Raw genomic sequence first — 25674 nt, 5'->3', positions numbered from 1 at the left:
ATAAAAGTGGTTTGTCCATAATGCGGACATTCAATTCATAATGCAGACATTATCCCTGCCCAGCCATACACTGTCGAGCCAGGGCGGTGACTTTCTAAGATCTTCGGATACTGGTTAAATATACAGATATGGTTGGCGATATTCTGTCGCCTTCGGGAACCTCCATCCGCCCGCCCCACGCAACGCCCTCTGTCATGAATCCGCACATCCGCATCGTTGGCGCACGCCAGAACAATCTCAAGAACCTGGACCTCACTCTCGCCACCGGCGAACTGGTGGTCATCACGGGCGTGTCAGGGTCGGGCAAGAGCTCGTTGGCCTTCGACACGCTGTACGCCGAAGGCCAGCGTCGCTATGTCGAGACCTTTTCGCCGTATGCGCGCCAGTTCCTGGACCGCATGGACAAGCCGCAGGTCGATCGCATCGAAGGCATTCTGCCGGCCATCGCCATCGACCAGACCAATCCGGTGCGCAGTTCGCGCAGCACGGTCGGCACCATGACCGAACTGAACGATCACCTGAAGCTCTTGTTCGCGCGCGGGGCCAGGCTGTATTGCCGCGGCTGCGGCAAGCTGGTGCGGCGCGACACCCCGGAATCGATTGCGGCGTCGCTCGCGCAACGCGCGCCGGCGGCGGGCGATCCCCGCCTTGTCATTACGTTTCCCATTGCCGTGCCCGCCAACTTCACCGAAGACGAAGTGCGAAGCTTTCTGGAGCAGCAAGGCTATACGCGCGTGCACCGCGAAGAAACCGCCACGGTCCGCCAGCCCGCGGCAGCGGCCGAAAAAGGCAAGGGCAAGGCCCGCGCCAAGGCGGCCAGGCCGTCGCCCGCGGACAGCGAACGCCGCATCCTGCATGTCGTGCAAGACCGTTTCCGCCATTCGGGCAGCGAAACCGAACGCGTGATGGAAGCCCTGGACACCGCATTGCGCATGGGCGGCGGGCACCTGGCGGTGCACGCGCTGGATGACGACGGCGGCGATGCCCATGTGTGGAAATACAGCGACCGGCTGCACTGCGCCGATTGCGATATCGAATATACCGACCCCCTGCCCAGCAGCTTTTCCTTTAATTCGCCGCTGGGCGCATGCGAAACCTGCCGCGGCTTCGGGCGCGTGATCGGCATCGACTACGGCCTGGTCATTCCGGACGAAAACAAGACACTGCGCGAAGGCGCGATCAAGCCCTGGCAGACCCCGTCGTACAAAGAATGCCAGGACGACATGGCCAAGTACGCGCCGCGCGCCGGCGTGCCCATGGGGGTGCCCTGGAAATCGCTGACCGACGAGCAACGGCATTGGGTGCTGCATGGCGATCCCGACTGGAAGGGGGGCAACCAGGCCTGGAAAACTCAATGGTATGGCGTGAACCGCTTCTTCGCCTGGCTGGAAAGCCGCGCGTACAAGATGCATGTGCGCGTGCTGCTGTCCAAGTACCGCAGCTACACGCCCTGCCCCACTTGCCGCGGCGCGCGGCTCAAGCCCGATGCGCTGTTGTGGCGGTTGGGCGACGCGCCCGACACAACGCCTGCCGAGGACAACCGCTACCCCCGCTTCATGCCCGTGGGGGCCAGCTGGAGCCGCGCGCAACTGGATGCGCTTGCGGGCGTGTCGATCCACGACATCATGCTGCTGCCCATCGAACGCGTGCGCGCATTCTTCGACACATTGTCGTTCAGCGGAGCGCTGGACGCGGCCACCGACCTGCTGCTGACTGAAGTGCGCGCGCGCCTGAAATTCCTGTGCGACGTGGGGCTGGGATACCTGACGCTGGACCGCCAGAGCCGCACCCTGTCGGGCGGCGAAGTGCAGCGTATCAACCTGACCACCGCGCTGGGCACGTCGCTCGTGAACACGCTGTTCGTACTGGACGAACCGTCCATCGGCCTGCACCCTCGCGACATGCACCGGGTGGTGGAAGTGATGCACCGCCTGCGCAACGCGGGCAACACGCTGGTGGTGGTCGAACATGACCCGCAGGTCATGGTGGCCGCCGACCGCATCATCGACATCGGCCCAGGGCCGGGCGAGCGCGGCGGCCAGATCGTGTTCGACGGCACGCCGACGCAATTGCGCGCCAGCAATACGCTCACCGGCAACTATCTGGGCGGCCGCCAGCGCGTCGAGGCGCCGCGCCCCATGCCCGTGGAACCCGGCACGCCCCGGCTGCTGCTCGAAGGCGTCAGCGCGCACAACCTGCGCAACGTGTCGGTGGAAATCCCCCTGGGTCGCCTGGTGTGCGTCACGGGGGTGTCGGGGTCCGGCAAATCGACGCTGGTGCAGGACGTGCTGTACCCGGCGCTGCTCAAGCACCAGGGCAAGCCATCCGAAGCGCCGGGGTCCTTCGATCGGCTGCTGGGCGCCGAACAGATCGCCGACGTGGTCATGGTGGACCAGACGCCCATCGGCAAGACGGCGCGGTCCAACCCTGCCAGCTATGTGGGCGCCTTCGACGCGATCCGCAAGCTGTTCGCACAGGCGCCGCTGGCCAAGGAGCGCGGCTACACGGCGGGCACGTTCAGCTTCAACAGCGGCGACGGCCGTTGCCCCACCTGCGGCGGCACCGGATTCGAACATGTCGAGATGCAGTTTCTGTCCGACGTGTACCTGCGCTGCCCGGACTGCGACGGCCGCCGCTTCCGGCCCGAAGTGCTGGAGGTGCGCGTCGAACACCTGGGCAAGAACGCATCGATAGACCAGGTGCTCGACATGACGGTCAGCGAGGCCCTGGATTTTTTCAGGGGCCTGCGCGATGTGCAGACCGGCCTGGCGCCGCTGGCCGACGTGGGCCTGGAATATGTGCGGCTGGGCCAGCCCGTGCCCACGCTGTCGGGCGGCGAAGCCCAGCGCCTGAAATTGGCCGGACACCTGGCCGAAGCCGCCCGCAGCGGCATTTCTGCCGCGCGCGTGGCCAAGAAGGGCAGCCTGTTCCTGTTCGACGAGCCCACCACCGGGCTGCATTTCGATGATGTCGCGCGGCTGATGCGCGCCTTCCGCAAGCTGCTGGCGGCCGGCCATACCTTGCTGGTCATCGAGCACAACCTCGATGTGATCCGGGCGGCCGACTGGCTGATCGACCTGGGCCCCGAAGGCGGCGATGCGGGAGGCCTGCTGATCGGCGTGGGCACGCCGCAAGACCTGATGGACAACCCGCGCTCGCACACCGGCGCCGCCCTGCGCGACTACGAAGTCAGCGTGCTGCCGGGGGACGTGATCGTGGACAGCGATGTCGATGCGCAGATCACGCAGCAGGCCGGCCTGGTGCCGGTGCTGGCCGAGCCAGCGACCGCCTATGCCGACGCCGCCGGCACGCCGCTGCAATCGGTAATGCGCCGCCGCAGGCAGGCACAGGCCATCGAGATCCGCAACGCGCGCGAGCACAACCTGAAAAACGTCAGCGTCGAGATCCCGCACGACAAGTTCACCGTGATCACCGGCGTGTCGGGCTCGGGCAAGTCGACCCTGGCCTTCGACATCCTGTTCAACGAAGGGCAGCGGCGCTACCTGGAATCGCTCAACGCCTACGCGCGCGCCATCGTCCAGCCGGCTGGCAAGCCGGACGTGGACGCGATTTTCGGCATTCCTCCCACGGTTGCCATCGAGCAGCGCACCAGCCGCGGCGGGCGCAAGTCGACGGTGGCCACGATGACCGAGATCCACCATTTCCTGCGGCTGCTGTATATGAAGCTGGGCACGCAGCACTGCCCCGATTGCAATGTGCCGGTGGAACCGCAGAACGCCGACCAGATCGTGGCGCGCCTGCTGCGCGAGCACAAGGGCCAGCATATCGGCCTGCTGGCGCCCCTGGTCACCGCGCGCAAGGGTTATTACACCGACCTTGCCAAATGGGCGGGCGCCAAGGGCTACACCCATCTGCGGGTAGACGGGGCGTTTATACCGGTAAGCCCCTGGCCGCGCCTGGACCGCTACAAGGAACACACCATCGAACTGCCGGTGGCCGATCTGGTAGTGGACCCCGACAACGAAGCCGGGCTGCGCCAGGCCGTCAGGACGGCGCTGGAGCACGGACAGGGCGTCATGAGCACCGTATGGCCGGTCAACCGCCTGCACGAAGCGCTGGACAGCGAATTGCAGCAGCAGCACTTCTCGGTAAAGCGTGCCTGCCCTTCTTGCGGAACCAGCTTTCCCGAACCCGACCCGCGCCTGTTTTCGTACAACTCCAAGCATGGCTGGTGCCCGGGATGCTACGGCACCGGCGTGCAGCTGGAAGAATTCGACGCCGAACAGACCGGCGAAGAAAGCGCGTGGAACACCAACTACGAAGGCGAGGCAGTCGCGTGCTCGGTGTGCCACGGGCAACGCCTGAACCGCGTGGCGCTTGCCGTGCGCTGGCGCGACCGGTCTATTGCCGAGCTGGCCGCCCTGCCGGTGTCGGACGCGCACACTTTCTTTACGGGCCTGGTGGCGCGCGGCCGCGAGGCCGAGATCGCTCGCGACATTCTTGCCGAGATCCGGGGGCGCCTGAACTTCATGAAAGAAGTGGGCCTGGACTACCTGGCGCTGGACCGCGCCGCGCCCACCCTGTCGGGCGGCGAAGCCCAGCGCATCCGCCTGGCCGCGCAGCTGGGCTCGAACCTGCAGGGCGTGTGCTATGTGCTGGACGAGCCCACCATCGGCCTGCACCCGCGCGACAACCGCATCCTGCTGGACGCGCTGGCCCGCCTGGAAGGCAACGGCAATACGCTGGTGGTGGTGGAACACGATGACGACACCATCCGCCGTGCTTCCCACATTATCGATATCGGCCCGGGCGCCGGCGTGCGCGGCGGCCGCGTGGTCGCGCAAGGCACCGTGCAAGACCTGGTGGCGTCGCCGGACTCGGTCACCGGCCGCTACCTGGCCAAGCCGCTGGCGCACCCGCTGCATGGCCGCCGCGCTGTCACGGACGACACGCCGATGATCCGGATCCGCGGCGCGCAGTTGCACAACCTGCGCCAGGTCGACGCGCGCATTCCGGTGGGTCGACTGAGCGTGGTCACGGGCGTCTCGGGTTCGGGCAAGTCCACCCTGGCGCGCGAAGTATTGCTCGACAACCTGCTGCAGGCCGTATCGCAAGGCAAGGCGCCGCGCTGGCATGGCTGCGAACAGATCACCGGCTGGGAAGCCATCGACCGGGTGCTGGAAGTGGACCAGACGCCCATCGGCAAGACGCCGCGTTCGTGCCCGGCCACGTACATCGGATTCTGGGACGACGTGCGCCGCCAATTCGCCGACACCCGCGAAGCCCGCATGCGCGGCTGGAGCGCGGCGCGCTTTTCGTTCAATACCGGCGATGGCCGCTGCCCGGTCTGCGAAGGCCAGGGCATGCGCACCATCGAGATGAACTTCCTGCCCGACGTCAAAGTGCCGTGCGACGCCTGCAATGGGGCCCGCTTCAATGGCGACACGTTGTCGGTGCAGTTGCGCGGCAAGAATGCCGGCGAATTGCTGAGCATGGAAGTCGACGACGCGCTGGCCTATTTCACGGCGCATCCCAAGATCCATCGCCCGCTGCAGCTCATGCACGACGTGGGGTTGGGCTATCTGACGCTGGGTCAGCCATCGCCCACGCTGTCGGGCGGCGAGGCGCAGCGCATCAAGCTGGTGACCGAGCTGTCCAAGGCGCGCCTGACCGAGGGGGTCATCACCACCGGGCGCGCATCGCGGATTCCGCATACGCTGTATGTGCTGGACGAACCGACGGTGGGCCTGTCGATGGCGGACGTAGAAAAACTGATCCACGTCCTGCATCGGCTGGTGGCGGCCGGCAATACGGTTGTGGTGATCGAACACAATCTCGACGTGATCGCCGAAGCCGACTGGCTGCTGGACCTGGGCCCCGAAGGCGGCACCGGAGGCGGCCGGCTGGTCGCCGAAGGCACGCCGGAACAGGTCATGGCATTGCACGACAGTTCGCACACGGGCCGGGTGCTGGCGGAGTTCCTGGCGCAGCAAGACCGGCCGCTGGCGCAGGCAGGCTGAGGTAAGCTCGCGTTGCGCCGGGCAAGCCGGCGCGGCGAGAGCTTCTTCATCACCACGACTGATATCCATGCAATGCCGTTTTGAAGACCGGCTGGCCGGACGCGCGCTGGGCCTGTACGACCCGGTGCAGCGCATCGAGGCCGCCCAAGCCAGCCAGCTGCCGCAGGCCTGGGAAGCCATCGAGGCCGCGCGCCGCGCCGGGCACTGGGTGGCCCTGCTGCTGGATTACGAATTGGGCGAGTGGCTGGCCCCGGAAACCACCCTGGCTCCGCCCGACGGCCCCATTCCCGCCGACCGGCGGGCCGACGCGCCGCGACTGGCCGCGCTGGTGTTCCGCCGCATGTGCATCGAGCGGCCATGGAGCGGCTCGGACGCCATGCACGCGGCCGGGATCGAATCGGTGAGCCATCGCCTGGCGCAAGCTGACTATCTGCGGCACATCGAACATATCCGCACGCTGATCGAGGCCGGCGAGCTGTACCAGATGAACTACACGCAGCCGCTGGACGTGCGTGTGCAGGGAAGCCCGCGCCTGCTGTACGAGCGCATTGCGACCGTGCAGCCCGTGGCGCATGCGGCCTACATCGAAGACGCGCACCGCACGGTGCTGTCATTTTCTCCCGAACTCTTCGTGCGGCGCGACGGCGCGCGCCTGACGACGCGGCCCATGAAGGGCACCGCGCCGCGTCATCCCGACCCGGCAGAAGACCTGCGTCTGGGCAACGAGCTGCTGGCCAGCGCAAAGAATCGCGCAGAAAATCTGATGATCGTGGACCTGTTGCGCAATGACCTGGGCCGCCTGGCCGAGCCCGGGTCCGTGCAGGTGCCGTCGCTGTTCTCGCTGGAACGCTACCCCACCGTATGGACCATGACCTCTACGGTGACCGCCCTGGCGCCGCGCGCCACGCTGGCGGACGTGGCGCAGGCCCTGTTTCCGTGCGGGTCGGTTACCGGGGCGCCCAAGGTCGCCGCCATGCGCCGCATCCGGCAACTGGAAATCGCCCCGCGCGGGCTGTATTGCGGCGCAATCGGGTGGCTGGCGCCGGATGGCGATTTTTCGTTGAACGTGGCGATACGTACGCTGGTGCTGGATAAACGCGGCCACGGGATCTACAGTGTGGGCGGAGGCATCGTGCACGACTCCGACCCAGGACAGGAATGGCAGGAATGCCTGTGGAAGGCTCGCATCCTGCAGCACGCCATGCAACGGCAGCACTGACCCCGGACTGATCTTCGCGACCGCGCCCATGACGCCCGAACTTATTGAAACCGTGCTGGCCGACGCCAATGGCGAGATCGCTTTGCTGGCAGGCCACTTGCAGCGCCTGGGAGCCAGCTGCGAGGCTCTCGGCTATCCGTACGATGCGCAGGCCATCGAGCGCGACCTGCGCATCGCCGCCGTGTCGCTGGCCACGCCGGGCCCGCACAGGCTGCGCCTGCTGCTGGACCGCCACGGCCATCGCCACATCCAGACCGCCCCGTTGCCGGTGCTGCCTGCCGGTCAGCTTGTCATGCTGTCCGATCAGGTGCTGGACGCCGACGAACCGCTGCTGCGCTACAAAACGACGCACCGCCCGTGGTACGCCGATGCCGCCGCCTGGCTGGCCCGGCATCCCGCCGTATTCGACCTGTTGTTCCTGAACCAGCGCGGCGAACTCTGCGAAGGCAGCCGCACCAATGTGTACCTGCTGCTGGACGGCGCCTGGTACACGCCGCCGGTTTCCAGCGGCTGCCTGCCCGGCGTACAGCGCGCCCGTTTGCTGGAAACCGCAGACGTGCGCGAACGCGTGCTCACGCTGGAAGACCTGCACGCCGCGCAGGGCATGCGCCTGTCCAACGCCCTGCGCGGCTGGTTCGACGTCAGCCTGCACAGCGCCTGACGCTTCGCGGTGGGTGTCTGACACCCTTCGGGAGTCAGACACCTGATGCGATAACGAGCGGGCACGTAACGGTAGGGATGCGTCGGCCCCGTCGCCGCCACAGGTGTCTGACACCCTTCGGGAGTCAGACACCCGATGCGATAGCGAGCGGGCGCGTAGCGGTAGGGATGCGTCGCCCCGCGCCGCCACAGGTGTCTGACTCCCGGAGGGTGTCAGACACCAGATGCGGTAATGCGCGGTGGGTGTCTGATACCCGATGCGCCCGCGATGTATCCCTGACCCTGTGTCAGGCTACGCGGCGCCGACCGTCAGGCCGCCGCATACGTAAAGCGTCTGGCCGGTGATGAAACCGGCGCGTGCGTCGAGCAGCATGGCCACGGCATGGGCGACGTCGGCGGGGTGGCCGATGCGGCCGGCCGGTATCGACGCCGCCAGTTCGCGCGTGCGCGGATGATCCGGGGGGTTGGACTGGTTGAATAATTCGGTGGCCACCGGCCCCGGCGCTACGGCATTGACCGTAATGCTCGAGGCCGCCAGTTCCAGCGCCCAGGTGCGAGTCATGCCGACCAGGCCCGCCTTGCTCGCCCCATAGGCCGTGCGGCCGGGCTTGCCCAGCGCGGCCCGGCTGCCCACATTGACCACGCGTCCGTATCCCTTGCTGCGCATGGCCGGCAGCAAGCCCTGCAGCAACAGCAAGGGCGCCATCAGGTTGACCGCCAGCGTATCGCGCATGGCCTGTTCGGACACTTGTTCGATGTCGGCCACCTGGATCATGCCGGCGTTGTTCACCAAGTGCAGCACCTGCCGTTCGGCGGCCAGGTCGGCCACGGCCCGGCTGGTCTGCGCGGAATCGGATAGATCCACCGAGACGAAGGTTTCGCCCGGCAGCAGCTCGGCTGGCGCGCCCCGGCTGAAATTCACCACCTGGTAGCCGTCTTCGAGCATGCGCGCGGCGATTGCCCGGCCGATGCCGCGGCTGGCGCCGGTTATCAGTACAGTTGCGTCGCTCATCGGGTAACGATGCTCCCCTGCCTGATCGACCCGCGCCATGTGCCCGCGCCTGCGCGGGTCATGGGCAGCGAGTGGACGCTTGGCGTTGCCGTTGTCTTGGCCATAGGTTTTTCATACAGTACCTGAATACGTACTTTGGCCATATAACCACAACAATGTCCGCATCCACAATACCTGCCCCCGCGCACGGGTTTGCCGCTCGCCTGGCCGGGCTGGCGCGGCGCAGCCCCGACGCTGTGGCGTTGTACGACCGGGACCGCCCGCTGCGCTTCGCCGCGCTGTCGGCCGCCGTGGATCGGATGGCCGCAGGCCTGGCGCTGGCAGGCGTGCGGCCCGGCAGCCGCGTCGCCTTGTGGCTGCCCAATTGCGCCGAATGGGTGGTGGCATTCCTGGCGTGCGCGCGGCTGGGTGCGCTGGTGCTGGCCGTGAACACACGGTTTCGCGCAACCGAGGTGGGCGACATTCTGGGGCGCGGCCGTGCGCAGTGGCTGGTGTACTGGCCCGGATTCAAAGGCATTGACTTCAATGCCATACTCGATGACGTGCCTGCCGAGGCCCTGCACGCGCTGCAAGGCGTCGTGGCGCTCGACGAAGGCGCCATATTGCCGCACGCCGTGCGCGGACGGCCGGCACTGCGCTGGAACGAGCTTGCGCATACCGCGGCCGCCCCGCCGCCGGCCGTCGATGACGACGCCGGCGTGCTGTGCTTCACCACGTCGGGCACGACCTCTCTTCCCAAGTTCGTGCTGCATGACCAACGCACATTGCTGCGCCATGGCGACGCCGTTGCCCTCGCCCACGGCTACGACGACAGCGCATGCGTGCTGGCCGCAGCGCCCTTTTGCGGCGCATTCGGCTTCGCCATGTTCGTGGCGGCGCTGGCGCGGGGCGTGCCCGTGGTGTGCGACCCGGTATACGACACCGCACGCACCGTGCGCGCCATACGGGAGCATCGCATCACCCACGTGTACGCCAACAACGAGGCGCTGGTACAGCTGTTCCTCGCGGGCGGGCCGGGCGACTTTGCCACGCTGCGGCAGGTAGGCTTCGCCAGTTTCGCGCCGCAGGCCGCCAACCTGCTGCAGCTGGCCGAAGAATACGGCGTGCCGATCACAGGCCTGTACGGGTCCAGTGAACTCAACGCGCTGGCAGCCGCGCAGCCCCTGGACGCGTCGCAGGGCGATATGTCCGTACACCACCTGCCCGGCGGCACGCTGGTCTATTCCGACGCGCGCGTGCGCGCCTGCCACCCGGGCAGCAGCGAGCCGCTGCCCCATGGCGTGTCTGGCGAACTACAGATCCGCTCGCCCGGCCTCATGCGCGGCTATCTGGACGACCCCCAGGCCACGGCGGCGGCACTGACCGACGACGGCTACTTCAAGACGGGCGACCTGGGATACACGCTGAGCCCGCGGCAGTTTGTGTTCCAGGCCCGCCTGGGCGATTCGCTGCGGCTGGCGGGCTTCCTGGTGAACCCGGCGGAAATCGAACAGGTCGTCGAGGGCCAGGCCGGCGTGCAAGCCTGCCAGGTGGTGGGCGTAACGCAACACGGCAAGACGGTGCCGTACGCATTCGTATTGTTGCGCGACGGCGCGCAAGCCGATGTGCCCGCCTGGCAGGCCGCCTGCCGCCGCGCGCTGGCGGGCTTCAAGGTGCCGGCCGGCTTTCATGTGCTGCCCGCGTTTCCGGTAGTGGAAAGCGCCAACTCGGCCAAGATACAGAAAAACAAACTGCGCGAGATGGCATCACAGTTGCTTGCCGAGGCGGACCCCGCCGGCTGACGGTGCCCCTCTGCCCGGCCTCGGCGCGCGCCGCGGTGGGGCGCTCGCCCCGATCAGGCGGGCCGGGCCAGCGCCAGCCGCACGGCCTCGTTGGCCACGGCCAGGCCCATGGCCGCCGTCACCATGACCACCGACCCATACCCGGCGCAAGACAGCCCCTGCGGCGCGGCCGGCTGCGCCACCGGGCCCAGGTCATCGCCCGCCTCGTCCGGGCGCGCCCACGCGGCGGGCAGTATGGCGGGCTGGTCGAACCACAGCGCGCGCACACCCATGCGGGGCACCCGCTTCAGCGGTTTGCCGCGCGCGTCGCTGGCTTTCGGGAACCCATGCTGGCGGCGCAGGATATTGCGCAGCTTGGCCAGCAACGCGTCGTTTACCGCCTGCGATAAATCTCCCGCGCGCAACGCCAGCGGATCGGTCTTGCCGCCCGCGCCCCCGCACAGCAACAGCGGTACGCCGCGGCGGCGGGCATGCAGCACCATGGCGATCTTGGCAGCCGCCTGGTCGGTGCAATCGGCAAGCGCGGTGTAATAGCCCGGCAGCACCTGCTCGATATTGGCCGGCTCGACGAAATCGTCGACACAGGTAAGCACACAAGCGGGGTTGATGGCATGGATGCGCTGCGCCATGGCTTCGACTTTGGATTGCCCGAGGGTGGACGTCAGCGCGTGTACCTGCCGGTTGACGTTCGATTCGGCGATATGGTCCAGGTCGACCAGCGTCAGGGCGCCCACGCCGCACCGTGCCAAAGCCTCGGCGGCCCAGGAACCCACGCCACCCAGCCCTGCCACCGCCACATGCGCGTCGCGCAGGCGCGCCGGGGCGTCCGGGCCATAAAGCCGGGCCAGCCCCCCAAAGCGGCGATCGGCGTCGACCTCGCATGCAGAGTCGGAGGCGGTAAACGAGGTAGCGGGCGGCGCGTGGGCAGTCATGCCCGGTATTTTCCCACGCGCGCGGCGCGAGCGTGGCGCCGGCCTCGTTGCGGAAAGGCGACATGTCAATTATTGACGCAACATGTTTTATGCCTAATCTTTTGCCCAACGTACGCATTCTGGCGCGCAAGTTCGCGCAGTTGCGTATAAGTTGCCCCCAATTGGCAATCCGGACCCGGCCAGGACAGCTGCGCGCCGCAAAGACGGGCGGCTCGACACTGCTGCAAGTTAGGCACAGAATGGCTGTAGTTAACGCCGTGTCCGCTACTTCGTCTTCCCCCTCGCCCCCCTCTTCCGCGACGGAATTCCCCGCCGCGGGCATGTTGTGCGTGGTCGCGATGCTGAACCACATCGCGCTGACCGGCGGGCGGATCACGGTGTCCCTTACTGCGCTGCAATTGGGCCTGTCGACCTTCATGGTGGGCGCGCTGGTCGCGGTGTTTGCCTTCATTCCGATGCTGATGTCGGTGCGCGCCGGCCAGTGGATCGACCAGGTGGGCGTGCGCCGGCCCGTGGTGCTCGGCAATGCCCTGGTGGTGACAGGCACCGCACTGCCGTTTGCATTTCATACGCAATGGGCGTTGATGCTGGCGGCATGCGGCATTGGCGTGGGCTTCATGCTGCACCAGGTAGCCACCCAGGATCTGCTGGGTCATGCCGAACCGCAGCGTCGGCTGCGCAATTTCTCATGGTTGTCGCTGGCGCTGGCCTGCTCCGGCTTCAGCGGCCCCTTGCTGGCCGGCCTGGCCATCGACCACCTGGGCTCGCGCCCGGCGTTCGGCTTGCTTGCCCTGGCTCCTCTGATTGCCCTGGCCGGCGTGCGGCGGCTCTTGCCCGCCCTGCGCACCATGGACCAGACCATGGCGCCCCCTGCGCGCCCGGTGCAGCGCCGGCCGGTCACTGAGTTGCTCAAGGTGCCGCCCCTGCGGCGCATCATGGTGGTCAACACCATATTTTCCGGCGCCTGGGATACCCATTTGTTTGTGGTGCCGCTGTACGGCGTGGCCGTCGGTCTGTCGGCTACCACTATCGGCGCCATTCTGGCATCGTTCGCGGTGGGAACTTTCGTTATCCGCCTGCTTCTGCCCTTTATCCAGCACCGCGTGCGGGCCTGGTCGCTGGTGCGCGGGGGCATGGCGGTGACGGCGGTAAATTTCTGCATTTACCCGCTTTTCGCCGATGTAGCCATCCTGGTAACGCTATCTTTTATACTGGGGCTGGCGCTGGGCAGCAGCCAGCCGAGTATGTTGTCGCTGCTGCACCAATACACGCCGCCCGGCCGCGCCGCCGAAGCGGTGGGCCTGCGCATGGCGTTCATCAACGCCTCGCAGGTTTCGCTGCCGCTGGCCTTTGGCGCGCTCGGCGCGGTCATTGGCATCGCGCCGTTGTTCTGGGCCTATGCCCTGGCGCTCAGCGCCGGCGGCTGGGCCAATCGCCATCCTCCCCAAGACGCCGAGGCCGCCCCGCCGTGAACCCGCAGTATCCCGCCCCATCCGCCTTGCCCTTCCGGCTCTGGACGCCCGAAGAACGGCGCGCATCGCTTGACGACGCGCTCAGGCATTGGCGCGAAGGCGAAGACGTATGGGTGTACGGCTACGGCTCGCTGGTCTGGCGGCCGGATTTCGCCTTCGAAGAGCGTCGCCTGGCCACCCTGCGCGGCCACCACCGCGCGCTGTGCCTGTGGTCGCGCGTCAACCGCGGCACGCCGGAATGCCCCGGCCTGGTGTTCGGCCTGGACCGGGGCGGCTCGTGCCGCGGCGTGGCGTACCGTCTGGCGGGCCGATCGGTGCCCGATTACTTCCCGTCGCTATGGGACCGCGAAATGTCCACGGGCGCATATCTGCCGCGCTGGATCAATTGCGATACCGCTCAGGGGCCGGTACGCGCCCTGGTATTCGTGATGAATCGCGACAACCCGGCCTATATCCGCGCCCTGCCCGAGCCCGAACTGCTGGCCATCGTGCGGCGCGCCTCGGGTCGCTACGGACGCTGTACCGAATACGTTGTGCAGACCGCGCAGGCGCTGCGCGCGGCCGGCATCCGCGACGCCCGCCTCGAGCGCATTGCCAGCCTGCTCGAAGCCGACCCGGACACACTGCCCGAAAGCTGAATGCACAGCCGCCGCGCCGGCGCGCGGGCCCGCGGGCGATGGCGGTAAACTGTCAGATTCCCTTCGCTTACACAATCTGCGCTCTCATGTCTGTTTCCGATTTGCGCCAAGACTACGCAAGAAGCGTTCTGCTCGAAGAGGCGGCCGCGCCCTCGCCGTTCGAGCAATTCAACCTGTGGTTCGCCGAAGCGCTGGACGCCAAGGTGCCCGAGCCCAACGCCATGACGCTGGCCACGGTGGACGCCGCCGGCCAGCCGTCGGCGCGTATCGTGCTGGTCAAGGGCTACGATGAGCGCGGCTTTGCCTTCTTTACCAACTACGAATCGCGCAAGGGCGCCGACCTGCTGGCCAATCCGCGCGCCGCGCTGCTGTTCTTCTGGCAGCCGCTGGAACGCCAGGTGCGCATCGAAGGCCGCGTCGAGCGCGTGGCGCCCGAAGAATCCGACGCCTATTATCAAAGCCGGCCGCTCGGCTCGCGCCTGGGCGCGTGGGCGTCGCAACAAAGCCAGCCCATCACCCGCACCGAACTCGAAGCCCGCGAGCAGGCCGCGCGCGATCGCTACGGCGACCAGCCGCCGCGGCCGCCGTACTGGGGCGGTTACCGCCTGGCGCCCACCGTATTCGAGTTCTGGCAGGGGCGCCCGTCGCGCCTGCATGATCGCCTGCGCTACCGGCGCGGCGACGATGGCGGCTGGATCATCGACCGCCTGTCACCCTGACGCGCGATCGCCGCCGCCTGCATGTCCGACTTCCCGCCTGAATTCGACTCGCGTTATTTCCGTACCGCGCTCGGACGTTTCGCCACCGGTGTCACGGTGGTGACCACGGCCGCGCCGGACGGCGCTCCTATCGGCCTGACCGTCAGCTCGTTCAATTCGGTGTCGCTCGAGCCTCCGCTGGTGTTGTGGAGCCTGTCGCTCAAGTCGGCCTCGCTCGAGATCTTCGAACATTGCGAGCGTTACGTGGTCAATGTGCTGTCGGCGGGCCAGGCAGGGCTGGCGCGGCGCTTTGCGCTGGGGCACACCCGCGAACGCTTTGACGGCCTGCCGCGCGCCTACGCGCCCGGCGGCACGCCCATGCTGGACGCCCCGTGCGCCGCGTGGTTCGAATGCCGCAATCGCAGCCGCTATGTCGAAGGCGACCACGTCATCATGGTGGGCCAGGTAGAGCGTTGCGGCCACAGCGCCGCGGCCCCGCTGGTGTTCCACGCCGGCGGCTTCGACCTGACGCCCGCCCACAAGCCAACCGAATGAACACCCCTGAAACATGAGCACTGACATCGACTGCATCGTCGTCGGGGCCGGCGTCGTCGGCCTGGCCGTGGCGCGCGCCCTGGCCCTGTCCGGCCGCGAAGTCCTGGTGGCCGAAGCCACCGAAGCCATAGGCACCGGCACCAGTTCGCGCAATTCCGAAGTCATACACGCCGGCATCTACTACCCGGCCGGCAGCCTCAAGGCAGAGCTTTGCGTGCGCGGCAAGCACTTGCTGTACGACTACTGCGCGGCCCGCGGCATTGCGCACCGGCGGCTGGGCAAGCTGATCGTGGCCGCCAGCCCGGACGAAGCGCTGATGCTCGACGACATCGCGGCGCGCGCCCGTGCCAATGGCGTCGATGACCTGCGTCGCCTGACAGGCGAACAGGCCCGCGAGCTGGAGCCGGCCCTGCAATGCACCGCCGCGCTGCTGTCGCCTTCGACGGGCATCGTCGACAGCCATGCGCTGATGCTGGCCTACCAGGGCGACGCCGAAAACGCCGGCGCGCAATGCGTATTTCACACGCCCATGCTCTCGGCCCGGGTGCGCCCCCAGGGCGGCTTTGACGTGCGCTTCGGCGGCGACGAAGCCATGAACCTGTCGTGCAATGTGTTGATCAACGCATCCGGCATCCATGCGCCGACACTGGCGCGCAGCATCGAAGGCCTGCCTGGCGACAGCATTCCCGGCGAATACCTGTGCAAGGGCAGCTACTTCACGCTGGCCGGCCGGGCGCCGTTCTCGCACCTGATCTATCCCGTGCCGCAACACGCCGGCCTGGGCGTGCACCTGACGCTGGACATGGGCGGACAGGCCAAGTTCGGGCCCGACACCGAATGGGTCCGGACCGAAGACTACACGCTGGACCCGACGCGGGCCGAGGTGTTTTATGATGCCGTGCGTACATACTGGCCCGGCCTGCCCGACGGCGCGCTGGCGCCCGGCTACACGGGCATCCGCCCCAAGATCTCCGGTCCGGGCGAACCTGCCGCCGACTTCGTCATTGCGGGCCCCGCCGCGCATGGCGTGCCGGGCCTGGTGAACCTGTTCGGAATCGAATCGCCCGGGCTGACGGCCAGCCTGGCCATTGCCGAAACCACCCTGGCGCGCCTGGCGTCCTGACGCGCCTGGCCGGCGGCCCACTATTTTGCCCATCATGCAGCAAAACGACTACATCCTGACCCTATCCTGCCCCGACCGTACCGGTATCGTGTACCGCGTGAGCGGCCTGCTCTTCGAGCTGGGCTGCAACATTCTCGATTCGCAGCAGTTCGGCGACGACGAAACCGGCCGGTTCTTCCTGCGCGTGCACTTCAACCTGCCCGGCTCGGCCGCCGAAAGCGACTTGCGCGCGCAATTCGCCGAGCTTGCCGGCGCCCACGGCATGGACTGGCAGATTCACGACGCGCGGCGCAAGGCGCGCCTGCTGATCATGGTCAGCAAGCAAGGCCATTGCCTGAACGACCTGCTGTTCCGCGTGCAGAGCGGCCAGCTGCGCGCCGAGATCGCCGCCATCGTCTCCAACCACAACGACTACGCGGGGCTGGCGGCGTCGTACGGGATCCCTTTCCATTACCTGCCGGTTACGCCCGACACCAAGGCCGAACAGGAAAAACAAGTGCTGGAACTGGTGGAAAGCCAGCAGATCGACCTGGTGGTGCTGGCGCGCTACATGCAGATCCTGTCGCCGGAAATGTGCCTGGCCCTGGCCGGCCGCGCCATCAACATCCACCACAGCTTCCTGCCCAGCTTCAAGGGCGCGCGTCCCTATCATCAGGCGCATGCGCGGGGCGTGAAGATCATCGGCGCCACGGCGCACTACGTGACGTCCGACCTGGACGAAGGCCCCATCATCGAGCAGGACATCGAGCGTGTGGATCACACGATGACGGCGCAAGACCTGACGCAAGTCGGCAGCGACGTAGAGTCGCTGGTGCTGGCGCGCGCCGTGCGCAGCCATGTCGAGCACCGCATTCTGCTGAACCGCAACAAGACGGTGGTGTTCCGCTAGGCCCGCGGCATGACAGGGCGCGCCAACGCCGCGGCGCTCATACCAGCAGATATATCGTCACCGCCACGCAGGCGGCCGTAACCAGCAGCCAGATCCAGGGCCAGCCCTCGCCCTCGCCTTCGCGCGACGAAGCGGTGTCGATGGGCGCCGGAGTGACGCGCTCGGTCTCGAACGTGGTGTCGGTGCGGCGCTTCAGGGCGGGGTTCAGCGGCGCGGGGTCGGATGCGCCGGTTTGCGGGTCTTGGTTCATCGTGGATTCCTCAGGGCGTCGTGTCCCGGCTTGGCGACCGGTGTGTGCAGGCCGGCAGGCTCAGGCGCCAGTGAACCATGGCCAACAGGCAGGTAGTTCCCGGATCGGCATCGTTGCGGATCGCCGATGTCAGCGTAGCCCAGTCTTCTTCATTGGCATGACGCGAAAAATCGGCCACCGCAACGCGCACAAAGGCGGCCGGCGTCAGGCCGTCGGCGGACGCGGCGGACGCGACCCGCGCCGCCAGCGCGGCATCGGACTGGCGCAGCCACGCCTCGAAGCGCGGCGCGCCGTCGCGCGCGCTGGCCAGGATATCGCCCAGCATCGGCATCGCGGTCATGCCTCCTGTATGCGTATGCCGGCCACGTCGGCGCGCTCGGCCAGGCCGGCTACGTAGCGCCCCGCCGCCACCGACCAGCTGCGCGCCTCGAGCATGTCGGCGATCCTGGGCGCAACGGCGTCAAACGGCAGTATCTGCCCCGGGATGCGCCGCTGCAACCGCAGGACGTGCCAGCCAAAACGCGACCGCACCGGCTCGCGGCCGGTCGTGCCCTCGGGCAGCCGCTCCAACGCTTGCTGCACGGCCGGCACCAGTTCGCCGCGCCGCACCTGTCCCAGCGAACCGTCTTGTTGTGCCGACGGGCAAGCCGAGCACGCGCGGGCCGCGGCGGCAAACGCGGCCGGGTCGTCGGCCACGCGGGCGGCGATGGAATCGGCCCGCTGCCGCGCCGCCAGCCAGGCAGATTCGTCATCGGCCTCGGGCTCGATAAGGATGTGCGCGGCCTCGAACAGATCAGGCGTGCGGAACCGCTCCCGATTCAGCTCGTAATACCGGCGGCATTCGGGTTGCCCCGGCTGCTCGGCATGGACTTGCTGCTCGAGCAGCTGGCGCACCAGCGCGTCATCGTCGGGCTCGATGCGGCCGGCTTCATCGGTTTCGGGGTCGGGTTCCAGGCCCAGCCGGCGCGCCTCTTGCAGCAGCAGCTCGCGCACGGCCAGCGCGCGCGCCGCGTCCGTCCAGGCAGTTTCGGCATCGGGCGCCGGATGGTGCTGGATTTCGCGCGCGATGGCTTCGGGGCTGATTTCCACGCCGTTGATGCTGACCTCGCCGAACGTGGGCGGCGCGGGCAGCAGCGGTTCGGGGCCGCCGCAGCCGCCGCTTGCGCAAGCCTGCGGCATGGCCGCATCCGCGTGCGGCCGGGAGCCATAAAAACGGATGACTTCGACCGATTCCATTACGCGCCCTCCTGCCCGCTTTCGGCTTTCTGGCGCAACACGGTAGTGCCGCCATAGCTGGGCGCCACGCCGGCCGGCCCGCGCGTGGGCGACACAGGCTGCCGCGCCGCGCGCGCGCGCACGATCTGGAAGCCCGGCCGCAGCAGATACCAGATGGGCGCGCTCCAGATATGCACGAGGCGCGTGAACGGCGTGATCAGGAACAAGGTCAGCCCCAGGATGATATGCAGTTTGTAGACCAGCGCCACGTCACGGATATTTGCCGGCGCCGACGGATCCAGGGTCAGCACGCCCTGTGCCCAGCTCATGAATCGGAGCATTTCGCTGCCATCCATATGCTGCATGGTCCAGAACGTCGTGGCGATGCCCAGCACCAGCTGCAGCCAGATCAGCACCAGCACCAGAATGTCGCCCCACGATGAGCTGCGCCGGATGCGCGGGTCGAACAGGCGGCGGTGCAGCAGCAGCGAGCATCCGATAAAGGCCATCACGCCCGCGATGCCGCCCACGACCAGCGCCGCGGCCTGCTTGAAACCGTGCCCGATGCCCAGGTGGTCGATCACCGTCACCGGCGTCAACAGGCCGACGAAGTGCCCCACCAGCAACACCAGCACGCCCATGTGGAACAGGTTCGACCCCAGCACCATCTGCCGGCGCCGCAGGAACTGGCTGGACTGCGCACGCCAGCTGTACTGGCTGGCGTCGAAACGCAGGATGCTGCCCACCACCAGCACGGTCACGGCCAGGTAGGGATACCAGCCGAATGCGAGTTGATTGATGAAGTCGCTCATGGCCTCGGCTCCTTGCTTGATGTGCGGCGCACCACCTTGATCGGCACGGCCACGCCGGCGGCGGCGCCGATGCCTCCGGTAGCGGCGACGTTGAATGTGACCGGCGCCTCTTCCCACTCATCATCCACGCGGGCCGGATCGTCGTCGGGCTCGCGCGCCTGCAGCTCGCGCAGCGCCTCGGCGTCGTACTTGCCGTCGGCCAGCGCCACCAGCGCATGGAAGATGCCGGCGTAGGGCGATTGCCGCTTGTCGAGCCGGTCTGCAATGGCGGCATAAACGTGCGCCGGCTGCGCCAGCGTTTCGCGCGACTCGGCCGGCTCCAGGCATGACACGTATTCCAGGAACACAGGCAGAAAGTCGGGCAGTTCGTTGCCTTGCAGGTAGAACCCGGAAGCGACGTATTGCTCGCCCAGGTCTATCATGGCCTGCCCGCGCTCGCGGTTGTCGCCGTGCACATGCTCGAACAGATGCAGCGACAGCGAGCGCGAACGGTCGAACAGGTCGCTGTAGCCGGCCTGCAGATCAAGCAGGTCGGCGGTCTGCAGCCTGTCCAGCAAGGCTTGCAGGCCCGCCTGGGCGCGCCGCGGCAGCGCGCCTTCGCCGGCAAGCGCGGCGCGGATGTCGCCGACATGCGCCTGCAGTTCCGCCGACGGGTAGGCGAGCAAGGCCGCGCATGCCCGCAGGGTGAGTTGCATGGAAGGATGCTTCATGTCGGCACGTCCATCATGGGGTTGCGCGGCGCGCGCTTGGCCCCGCCGAACAAGTTGACCTTGGTCTTGCCGCTGGTGGCCTCCTGGAAGCCGAAGCCGGTTGAACCGCGCAACGCATAGGCGTCTTCTTCGAACTCGCGGTGCGCCGTGGGGATGACGTAGCGGTCTTCGTAAGCGGCCAGCGCCATGATGCGGTACATCTCTTCGATGCGTGCGCGGTCCAGGCCGACCCGCTGCGGAATCGAATCGTCGATGCGGCCATCGACGCTCTTGGCGCGCATGTAGGCGCGCATGGCCAGCATGCGCTCCAGCGCCTGGGCGATGGGCGCCTCGTCGCCGGCGGTCAGCAGGTTGGCCAGGTAGCGCAGCGGTATGCGCAACGAGCGCACATCGGGCATGCCGTCGCGGGCCGAGATCTTGCCGGCCTCGGCGGCGGACTGTATCGGCGAAAGCGGCGGCACATACCACACCATGGGCAGCGTCCGGTATTCGGGGTGCAGCGGAAACGCCACCTTCCATTCCACGGCCATCTTGTACACGGGCGAGCGCGTCGCGGCCTCCAGCCATTGTTCGGGCACGCCGTCGCGCCGCGCCTGCTCTTGTACCTGCACATCGTTGGGATCCAGGAACACGCCCAGCTGCGCCGGATACAGATCGTGCGGATTCTCGACGGACGCGGCCTGTTCGATGCGGTCGGCGTCATACAGCACGACCCCCAGGTAGCGGATGCGGCCCACGCAGGTTTCGGAACAGACGGTGGGCTGGCCGGTTTCGATACGCGGATAACAGAAGATGCACTTCTCGGATTTTCCGCTGGACCAGTTGTAGTAGATTTTCTTGTACGGGCACCCGGACACGCACATGCGCCAGCCGCGGCATTTTTCCTGGTCGATGAGCACGATGCCGTCTTCGGCCCGCTTGTAGATGGCCCCCGATGGACACGACGCCAGGCAGGCCGGGTTGAGGCAATGCTCGCACAGCCTGGGCAGGTACATCATGAAGGTCTTTTCGAACTGCCCGTAGATTTCTTTTTCGATGCCCTCGAAGTTGTAGTCGTGGCTGCGCTTTTCGAACTCGCCACCCAGCATGTCTTCCCAGTTGCCGCTCCATTCGATCTTGTTGAGCAGCTCGCCCGTGACCAGCGAGCGCGGCCGCGCGGTGGGCTGCGCCTGCAGTTCGGGCGCGGCCTGCAGCCATTCGTATTCGAAGGTGTAGGGCTCGTAGAAGTCGTCGATTTCCGGCAGGTGCGGATTCGCGAAGATTTTCGACAGGATGCGCCACTTGGCCCCCTGCCTGGGCACGATCTTGCCGTTCTTGCGGCGCACCCAGCCGCCCTTCCAGCGGTCCTGGTTTTCCCAGTCTTTGGGGTAGCCGATGCCCGGCTTGGTTTCAACGTTGTTGAACCAGACATATTCCATGCCTTCGCGGTTGGTCCAGACGTTTTTACAGGTGATCGAACAGGTATGGCAGCCGATGCACTTGTCCAGGTTCAGCACCATTGCAATCTGCGCGCGCACTTTCATTTTGCCGCCTCCTTGATTCCCACGCCCCTATCGGCAGTACCGGCTTCGACATCCGCCGCGTCGTCGGCGCGCTTGTCGAACCAGTTCACCTTGCTCATCTTGCGCACCACCACGAACTCGTCGCGGTTGGCCCCCACCGTGCCGTAGTAATTGAAGCCGTAGGCCAGGTGCGCATAGCCTCCTATCATGTGCGTGGGCTTCATGTTGATGCGGGTCACCGAGTTGTGCACGCCGCCGCGCTGCCCGGTGATTTCCGAGCCCACGGTGTTCACCAGCTTTTCCTGGGCGTGGTACATGATGGCCGAACCCGGCATGATGCGTTGCGACACGATCGCGCGGGCGGTCAAGGCCCCGTTGACGTTGAACACCTCTATCCAGTCGTTGTCGCTGATGCCCGCGGCGCGCGCGTCGTCTTCACTGATCCACACTGTGGGCCCGCCGCGGTTCAGGCTGAGCATGATCAGGTTCTCGGTATACGTGGAGTGGATGCCCCACTTCTGGTGCGGCGTCAGGATGTTGAGCAGGATTTCCGGGTTGCCGTTGGGCAGCTTGCCGACCACCTGCTGCACCGTCCGGGTGTCGATGGGCGGGCGCCAGGTCGCGAACGCCTCGCCGAACGCCCGGATCCAGTGATGGTCCTGATATAACGACTGGCGGCCGGTCAGCGTGCGCCACGGAATGAGCTCGTGCACGTTGGTGTAGCCGGCGTTGTAGCAGACCTTTTCGCTCTCGATTCCTGACCAGGTAGGCGACGAGATGATCTTGCGCGGCTGGGAAACAATGTCGCGAAAGCGGATTTTTTCTTCTTCCTTGCCTTCGGCCAGGTGCCCGTGGTCGCGTCCCGTAACCTTGCCCAGCGCGGCCCAGGCCTTCAGCGCCACTTCTCCATTGGTTTCGGGCGCCAGCATCAGGATGGTCTCGCAGGCGTCGATGTCGGTGTCGATCCTGGGCCGGCCCGCCGTCGGGCCCTCGGCCACCCGGCCGTTCAGGTCCGCCAGGAGCTCGACTTCATGCCGCGTGTCCCAGCCTATGCCCTTGCCGCCGTTGCCCAGCTTTTCCAGCAGGGACCCCATCGAGGTAAAGCGCGCGTAGGTCTCGGGATAATTGCGTTCCACCAGAGTCACCGAGGGCATGGTTTTGCCCGCCACGGGTTCGCATTCGCCCTTCAGCCAGTCTTTGGGTTCATAAGGCTGGGCCAGTTCGCCCGGGGTGTCGTGCTGGATGGGGGTAAGCACCACATCGTGCTCGACGCCCAGCACTTCCGGCGCCACGCTGGAAAACTGCCTGGCGATGGCGCGGAAGATGTTCCAGTCGCTCTGCGCCTCCCAGGCCGGGTCTACCGCGGCGGACAGCGGGTGGATGAAAGGGTGCATGTCCGATGTATTGAGATCGTGCTTTTCGTACCAGGTTGCCGTAGGCAGCACCACATCGGAATAAATGCTGGTGGTCGACATGCGGAAGTCGATGTTCACCATCAGGTCCAGCTTGCCCACGGGCGCCTCGTCCCGCCACGCCACGTCCTGCGGCTTGCTGATGCGTTCGCGGTCGTTGTCCGATCCCACCACGCCATGCAGCGAACCCACCAGGTGCTTGAGAAAATACTCGTGCCCCTTGCCGCTCGCGCCCAGCACGTTGGATCGCCAGAAGAACATATTGCGCGGCCAGTTGACGGGATGGTCCGGATCCAGGCTGGCGGGCTTGATATCGCCGTTGCGCATGCCTTCGGCCACCACGGCGGCCGGGTCCGCGCCGCTTTCCTTGATGCGGCGCCCCAGGTCCAGCGGGTTGGCCTGCAATTGCGGCGCGGATGGCAGCCATCCCATGCGCTCGGCCTTGGCGTTGTAGTCGATCATGGTGCCCGGCCAATCGGCTGCATCCGCCAGCGGCGACAGAATTTCCGACACCTTCAGTGTCTCGTAGCGCCACTGGTCGGTGTGCGCGTAGAAAAAACTGGTGCCGTTCATGTGGCGCGGGGGCCGCGACCAGTCCAGCGCAAACGCCAGCGGCAGCCAGCCGGTCTGCGGACGCAGTTTTTCCTGGCCGACGTAATGCGACCACCCCCCGCCCGACTGGCCGACGCAGCCGCACATGACCAGCAGCGAAATAATGCCGCGGTAGCTCATGTCCATGTGGTACCAGTGGTTCAGGCCGGCCCCCAGGATCACCATCGAGCGGCCGCGCGTCTTCTCGGCCGTAGAGGCGAATTCGCGCGCCACCTGGATAATGGCCTGCCGCGGCACGCCGGTCACCTTCTCGGCCCAGGCGGGCGTGAACGGCACGTCTTCGTCGTAGCCGGTTGCGACATTCCCGCCGCCGAAACCGCGGTCCAGCCCGTAATTGGCGCAGAACAGATCGAACACCGTAGCCACCATGACGCTGCCGCCATCGACGGTGGCCACTTTCTTTACCGGCACGTTGCGCATCAGCACCTCGCCATGCCCCGTGGCCACGAAATCATGCGGGGCCGTGCCGCCAAAATACGGAAACGCCACCGGCTCGATCGCATCTTCATGGCCGGCGAGCGATTTGCGCAGCCGCACCTCGCGGCCCGCGCCGTCCTTGTTTTCGAGGTTCCACTTGCCCTGCTCGCCCCAGCGGAAACCCGCCGAGCCCAGGGGCGCCACCAGTTCGCCAGACAATTCGTCGCAGGCAACCGTCTTCCAGTCGGGATTATTGGTTTCGCCCAGCGCGCCGGGCAGGTCGGCGGCGCGCAGCAGGCGGTCGGGAACCAGGCGGCCATCGCGCTCGGCAAGGGTCACCAGCAACGGAAAGTCGGTATAGCGGCGCGTGTAGTCGTCGAAGTAATCGACCTGGCGATCGATGTGGAACTCGCGCAGCACCACGTGGCCCAGCGCAAGCGCCAGGGCGGCGTCCGTGCCCTGCTTGGGATGCAGCCACAGGTCCGAGAACTTGGCCGCCTCGTTGAAATCGGGGGCAATCACCACGCTCTTGGCGCCGCGATAGCGCACTTCCGAATAAAAGTGCGCATCGGGCGCGCGCGTCATGGGGATGTTCGAGCCCCACACCAGCAGGAACGCGGCGTTGTACCAATCGGCGCTCTCGGGAACGTCGGTCTGCTCGCCCCAGGTCTGCGGCGACGAAGGCGGCAGGTCGCAATACCAGTCGTAGAAGCTCAGCAGGTTGCCGCCTATCAGCGACAGGTAGCGGCTGCCCGCGGCGTAAGAGATCATCGACATCGCCGGAATCGGCGAAAACCCGGCGATGCGGTCGGGGCCGTATTCTTTGATGGTGTAGGCGTTGGCCGCCGCGATGAGTTCGGTGACCTCGTCCCACCCCACTCGCACGAAGCCGCCGCGCCCGCGCCGGGACACCCAGTCATGGCGCTTGTCGCTGTCCTGCACGATGGACTTCCAGGCCGCGACCGGCGACAGGGTCTTGCGGGCTTCGCGCCAATGCCTGATGAGCCGGGCGCGCACCAGCGGATACTTGACCCGCGTGCCCGAATACAGATACCAGCTGTAGCTGGCGCCGCGCGGGCAGCCGCGCGGCTCATGGTTGGGAAGGTCAGGACGGGTGCGGGGATAATCGGTCTGCTGCGTTTCCCACGTCACGATCCCGCCCTTGACGTAGATTTTCCAGGAACAGGAACCGGTGCAGTTCACGCCATGGGTAGAGCGCACGATCTTGTCGGCCGACCACCGCTTGCGATAGGCGTCTTCCCAATCGCGCGACTCGTCCGTGGTAATGCCATGCCCGTCGGCGAACTTGTCCCGCGATCTGCGAAAGTACGTCAGGCGGTCTAGGAAGTGGCTCATTATCTATCCTCAGGTCAGGCGGCAAGTGGGACGGCGCCGGCCATGCGCGGCGCGGACGTCGAACGGTTGACGTGAACAAAAGGCTGGAGCGCTGGGCACTGCGCAGGCACGGCGAGGGCCTGCGCCTGCCGGCAGGCCGGGTGTGCGACGACAGTTGCAACGACACGCCGCCGGCCTGCGCGGCCGGGGCGACAAAGGGGATATCGACGGGAAATTCGTGGGGGATACGCCGCGTGGGGGCCATGCGGCAGGCACACGGCGGCGCGTCGCCGGCCCTGATCATCGGGCCTGCGGCCAGGTACCTATCGGTTGCCGACTTGCTCAATCAGCCCTCCCGCGGTCACGTGCCGATGCGACGCGCCAGGCGCTTCAGAAGCGCGCGTCGCGATTCACGATCTGTGCAGGCAGTGTAGTGGACGACTATCGGA

The 25674-nt window shown here is 66.9% G+C and carries 19 protein-coding genes; 10 read left to right on the top strand and 9 right to left on the bottom strand.

The features are described from left to right. The first annotated feature begins 194 nt into the window (after window positions 1-194). From uvrA to CAL18_RS02920, 3 genes are all read left to right on the top strand, one after another. Window positions 195-5981: an excinuclease ABC subunit UvrA gene (gene uvrA, locus CAL18_RS02930; RefSeq protein WP_094817310.1), complete on the top strand. Its 5787-nt coding sequence runs from the start codon at window positions 195-197 to the stop codon at window positions 5979-5981. 67 nt (window positions 5982-6048) lie between these two features. Then, window positions 6049-7200: an aminodeoxychorismate synthase component I gene (locus CAL18_RS02925; protein ID WP_094817309.1), complete on the top strand. Its 1152-nt coding sequence runs from the start codon at window positions 6049-6051 to the stop codon at window positions 7198-7200. Window positions 7201-7228: 28 nt separating this feature from the next. Then, window positions 7229-7861 carry an aminotransferase class IV family protein gene (locus CAL18_RS02920; protein ID WP_026640900.1) on the top strand — a complete coding sequence of 211 codons (633 nt, stop codon included), beginning with the start codon at window positions 7229-7231 and terminating at the stop codon, window positions 7859-7861. Window positions 7862-8152: 291 nt separating this feature from the next. Here the strand turns inward: CAL18_RS02920 and CAL18_RS02915 are convergent, their stop codons facing one another. Continuing rightward, entirely contained in the window at window positions 8153-8872 is a 720-nt protein-coding gene (locus tag CAL18_RS02915) for an SDR family oxidoreductase (RefSeq protein ID WP_094796018.1), read from the bottom strand. A gap of 155 nt (window positions 8873-9027) precedes the next feature. On the opposite strand from CAL18_RS02915, the gene CAL18_RS02910 reads away from it, so the two are divergent. Beyond that, window positions 9028-10653, top strand: a complete 1626-nt coding sequence (locus CAL18_RS02910; protein WP_094817308.1) for an AMP-binding protein — start codon at window positions 9028-9030, stop codon at window positions 10651-10653. A gap of 53 nt (window positions 10654-10706) precedes the next feature. Here the strand turns inward: CAL18_RS02910 and CAL18_RS02905 are convergent, their stop codons facing one another. Then, the gene (locus CAL18_RS02905) at window positions 10707-11585 is read right to left on the bottom strand and encodes a tRNA threonylcarbamoyladenosine dehydratase (RefSeq protein WP_038852603.1); all 879 of its coding nucleotides are present in this window, start codon (window positions 11583-11585) and stop codon (window positions 10707-10709) included. Between the two features lie 257 nt (window positions 11586-11842). Between CAL18_RS02905 and CAL18_RS02900 the strand changes: the two genes are divergently transcribed. From CAL18_RS02900 to purU, 6 genes are all read left to right on the top strand, one after another. Continuing rightward, window positions 11843-13057 (top strand): MFS transporter, encoded by a 1215-nt coding sequence (locus CAL18_RS02900; RefSeq protein WP_026640903.1) that lies wholly within the window; start codon window positions 11843-11845, stop codon window positions 13055-13057. Beyond that, entirely contained in the window at window positions 13054-13695 is a 642-nt protein-coding gene (locus CAL18_RS02895; RefSeq protein ID WP_094817306.1) for a gamma-glutamylcyclotransferase, read from the top strand. Before CAL18_RS02900 ends, CAL18_RS02895 begins: the two co-directional genes overlap by 4 nt. Before the next feature lie 86 nt (window positions 13696-13781). After that, window positions 13782-14414, top strand: coding sequence for a pyridoxamine 5'-phosphate oxidase (gene pdxH, locus CAL18_RS02890; RefSeq protein ID WP_026640905.1), 633 nt, complete (start codon window positions 13782-13784; stop codon window positions 14412-14414). Between the two features lie 21 nt (window positions 14415-14435). After that, window positions 14436-14948: a flavin reductase family protein gene (locus CAL18_RS02885; RefSeq protein ID WP_094817305.1), complete on the top strand. Its 513-nt coding sequence runs from the start codon at window positions 14436-14438 to the stop codon at window positions 14946-14948. Window positions 14949-14961: 13 nt separating this feature from the next. Further along, on the top strand, window positions 14962-16071 hold the full coding sequence (locus tag CAL18_RS02880) for an NAD(P)/FAD-dependent oxidoreductase (protein ID WP_094817304.1): 1110 nt from the start codon (window positions 14962-14964) through the stop codon (window positions 16069-16071). Between the two features lie 34 nt (window positions 16072-16105). Then, on the top strand, window positions 16106-16960 hold the full coding sequence (gene purU, locus CAL18_RS02875; protein ID WP_026640908.1) for a formyltetrahydrofolate deformylase: 855 nt from the start codon (window positions 16106-16108) through the stop codon (window positions 16958-16960). Window positions 16961-16997: 37 nt separating this feature from the next. Here the strand turns inward: purU and CAL18_RS02870 are convergent, their stop codons facing one another. The 7 genes from CAL18_RS02870 to CAL18_RS02840 are packed head-to-tail and all read right to left on the bottom strand — an operon-like array spanning window position 16998 to window position 25246. Further along, window positions 16998-17210: a hypothetical protein gene (locus CAL18_RS02870; protein WP_094817303.1), complete on the bottom strand. Its 213-nt coding sequence runs from the start codon at window positions 17208-17210 to the stop codon at window positions 16998-17000. A 10-nt stretch (window positions 17211-17220) separates the two neighbouring features. After that, window positions 17221-17550, bottom strand: a complete 330-nt coding sequence (locus CAL18_RS02865; protein ID WP_051423873.1) for a hypothetical protein — start codon at window positions 17548-17550, stop codon at window positions 17221-17223. Beyond that, window positions 17547-18446 (bottom strand): peptidylprolyl isomerase, encoded by a 900-nt coding sequence (locus tag CAL18_RS02860; protein WP_094817302.1) that lies wholly within the window; start codon window positions 18444-18446, stop codon window positions 17547-17549. Before CAL18_RS02860 ends, CAL18_RS02865 begins: the two co-directional genes overlap by 4 nt. Continuing rightward, window positions 18446-19237, bottom strand: a complete 792-nt coding sequence (gene narI / locus CAL18_RS02855) for a respiratory nitrate reductase subunit gamma (protein ID WP_026640911.1) — start codon at window positions 19235-19237, stop codon at window positions 18446-18448. The genes CAL18_RS02860 and narI overlap by 1 nt, the downstream gene beginning before the upstream one ends. Beyond that, complete coding sequence (gene narJ, locus CAL18_RS02850; protein ID WP_197022106.1) at window positions 19234-19947, bottom strand: nitrate reductase molybdenum cofactor assembly chaperone; 714 nt, start codon at window positions 19945-19947, stop codon at window positions 19234-19236. Before narJ ends, narI begins: the two co-directional genes overlap by 4 nt. After that, the gene (narH, locus tag CAL18_RS02845) at window positions 19944-21470 is read right to left on the bottom strand and encodes a nitrate reductase subunit beta (RefSeq protein WP_026640912.1); all 1527 of its coding nucleotides are present in this window, start codon (window positions 21468-21470) and stop codon (window positions 19944-19946) included. Before narH ends, narJ begins: the two co-directional genes overlap by 4 nt. Next, a complete protein-coding gene (locus CAL18_RS02840) occupies window positions 21467-25246 on the bottom strand; it encodes a nitrate reductase subunit alpha (RefSeq protein WP_094817301.1) in 3780 nt (1259 codons plus the stop codon). Before CAL18_RS02840 ends, narH begins: the two co-directional genes overlap by 4 nt. Between the last annotated feature and the right edge of the window lie 428 nt (window positions 25247-25674).

The sequence above is a fragment of the Bordetella genomosp. 7 genome, assembly GCF_002261415.1.
Taxonomy (GTDB): domain Bacteria; phylum Pseudomonadota; class Gammaproteobacteria; order Burkholderiales; family Burkholderiaceae_B; genus Bordetella_A.
This window is presented reverse-complemented; position numbering and strand designations above follow the sequence as displayed.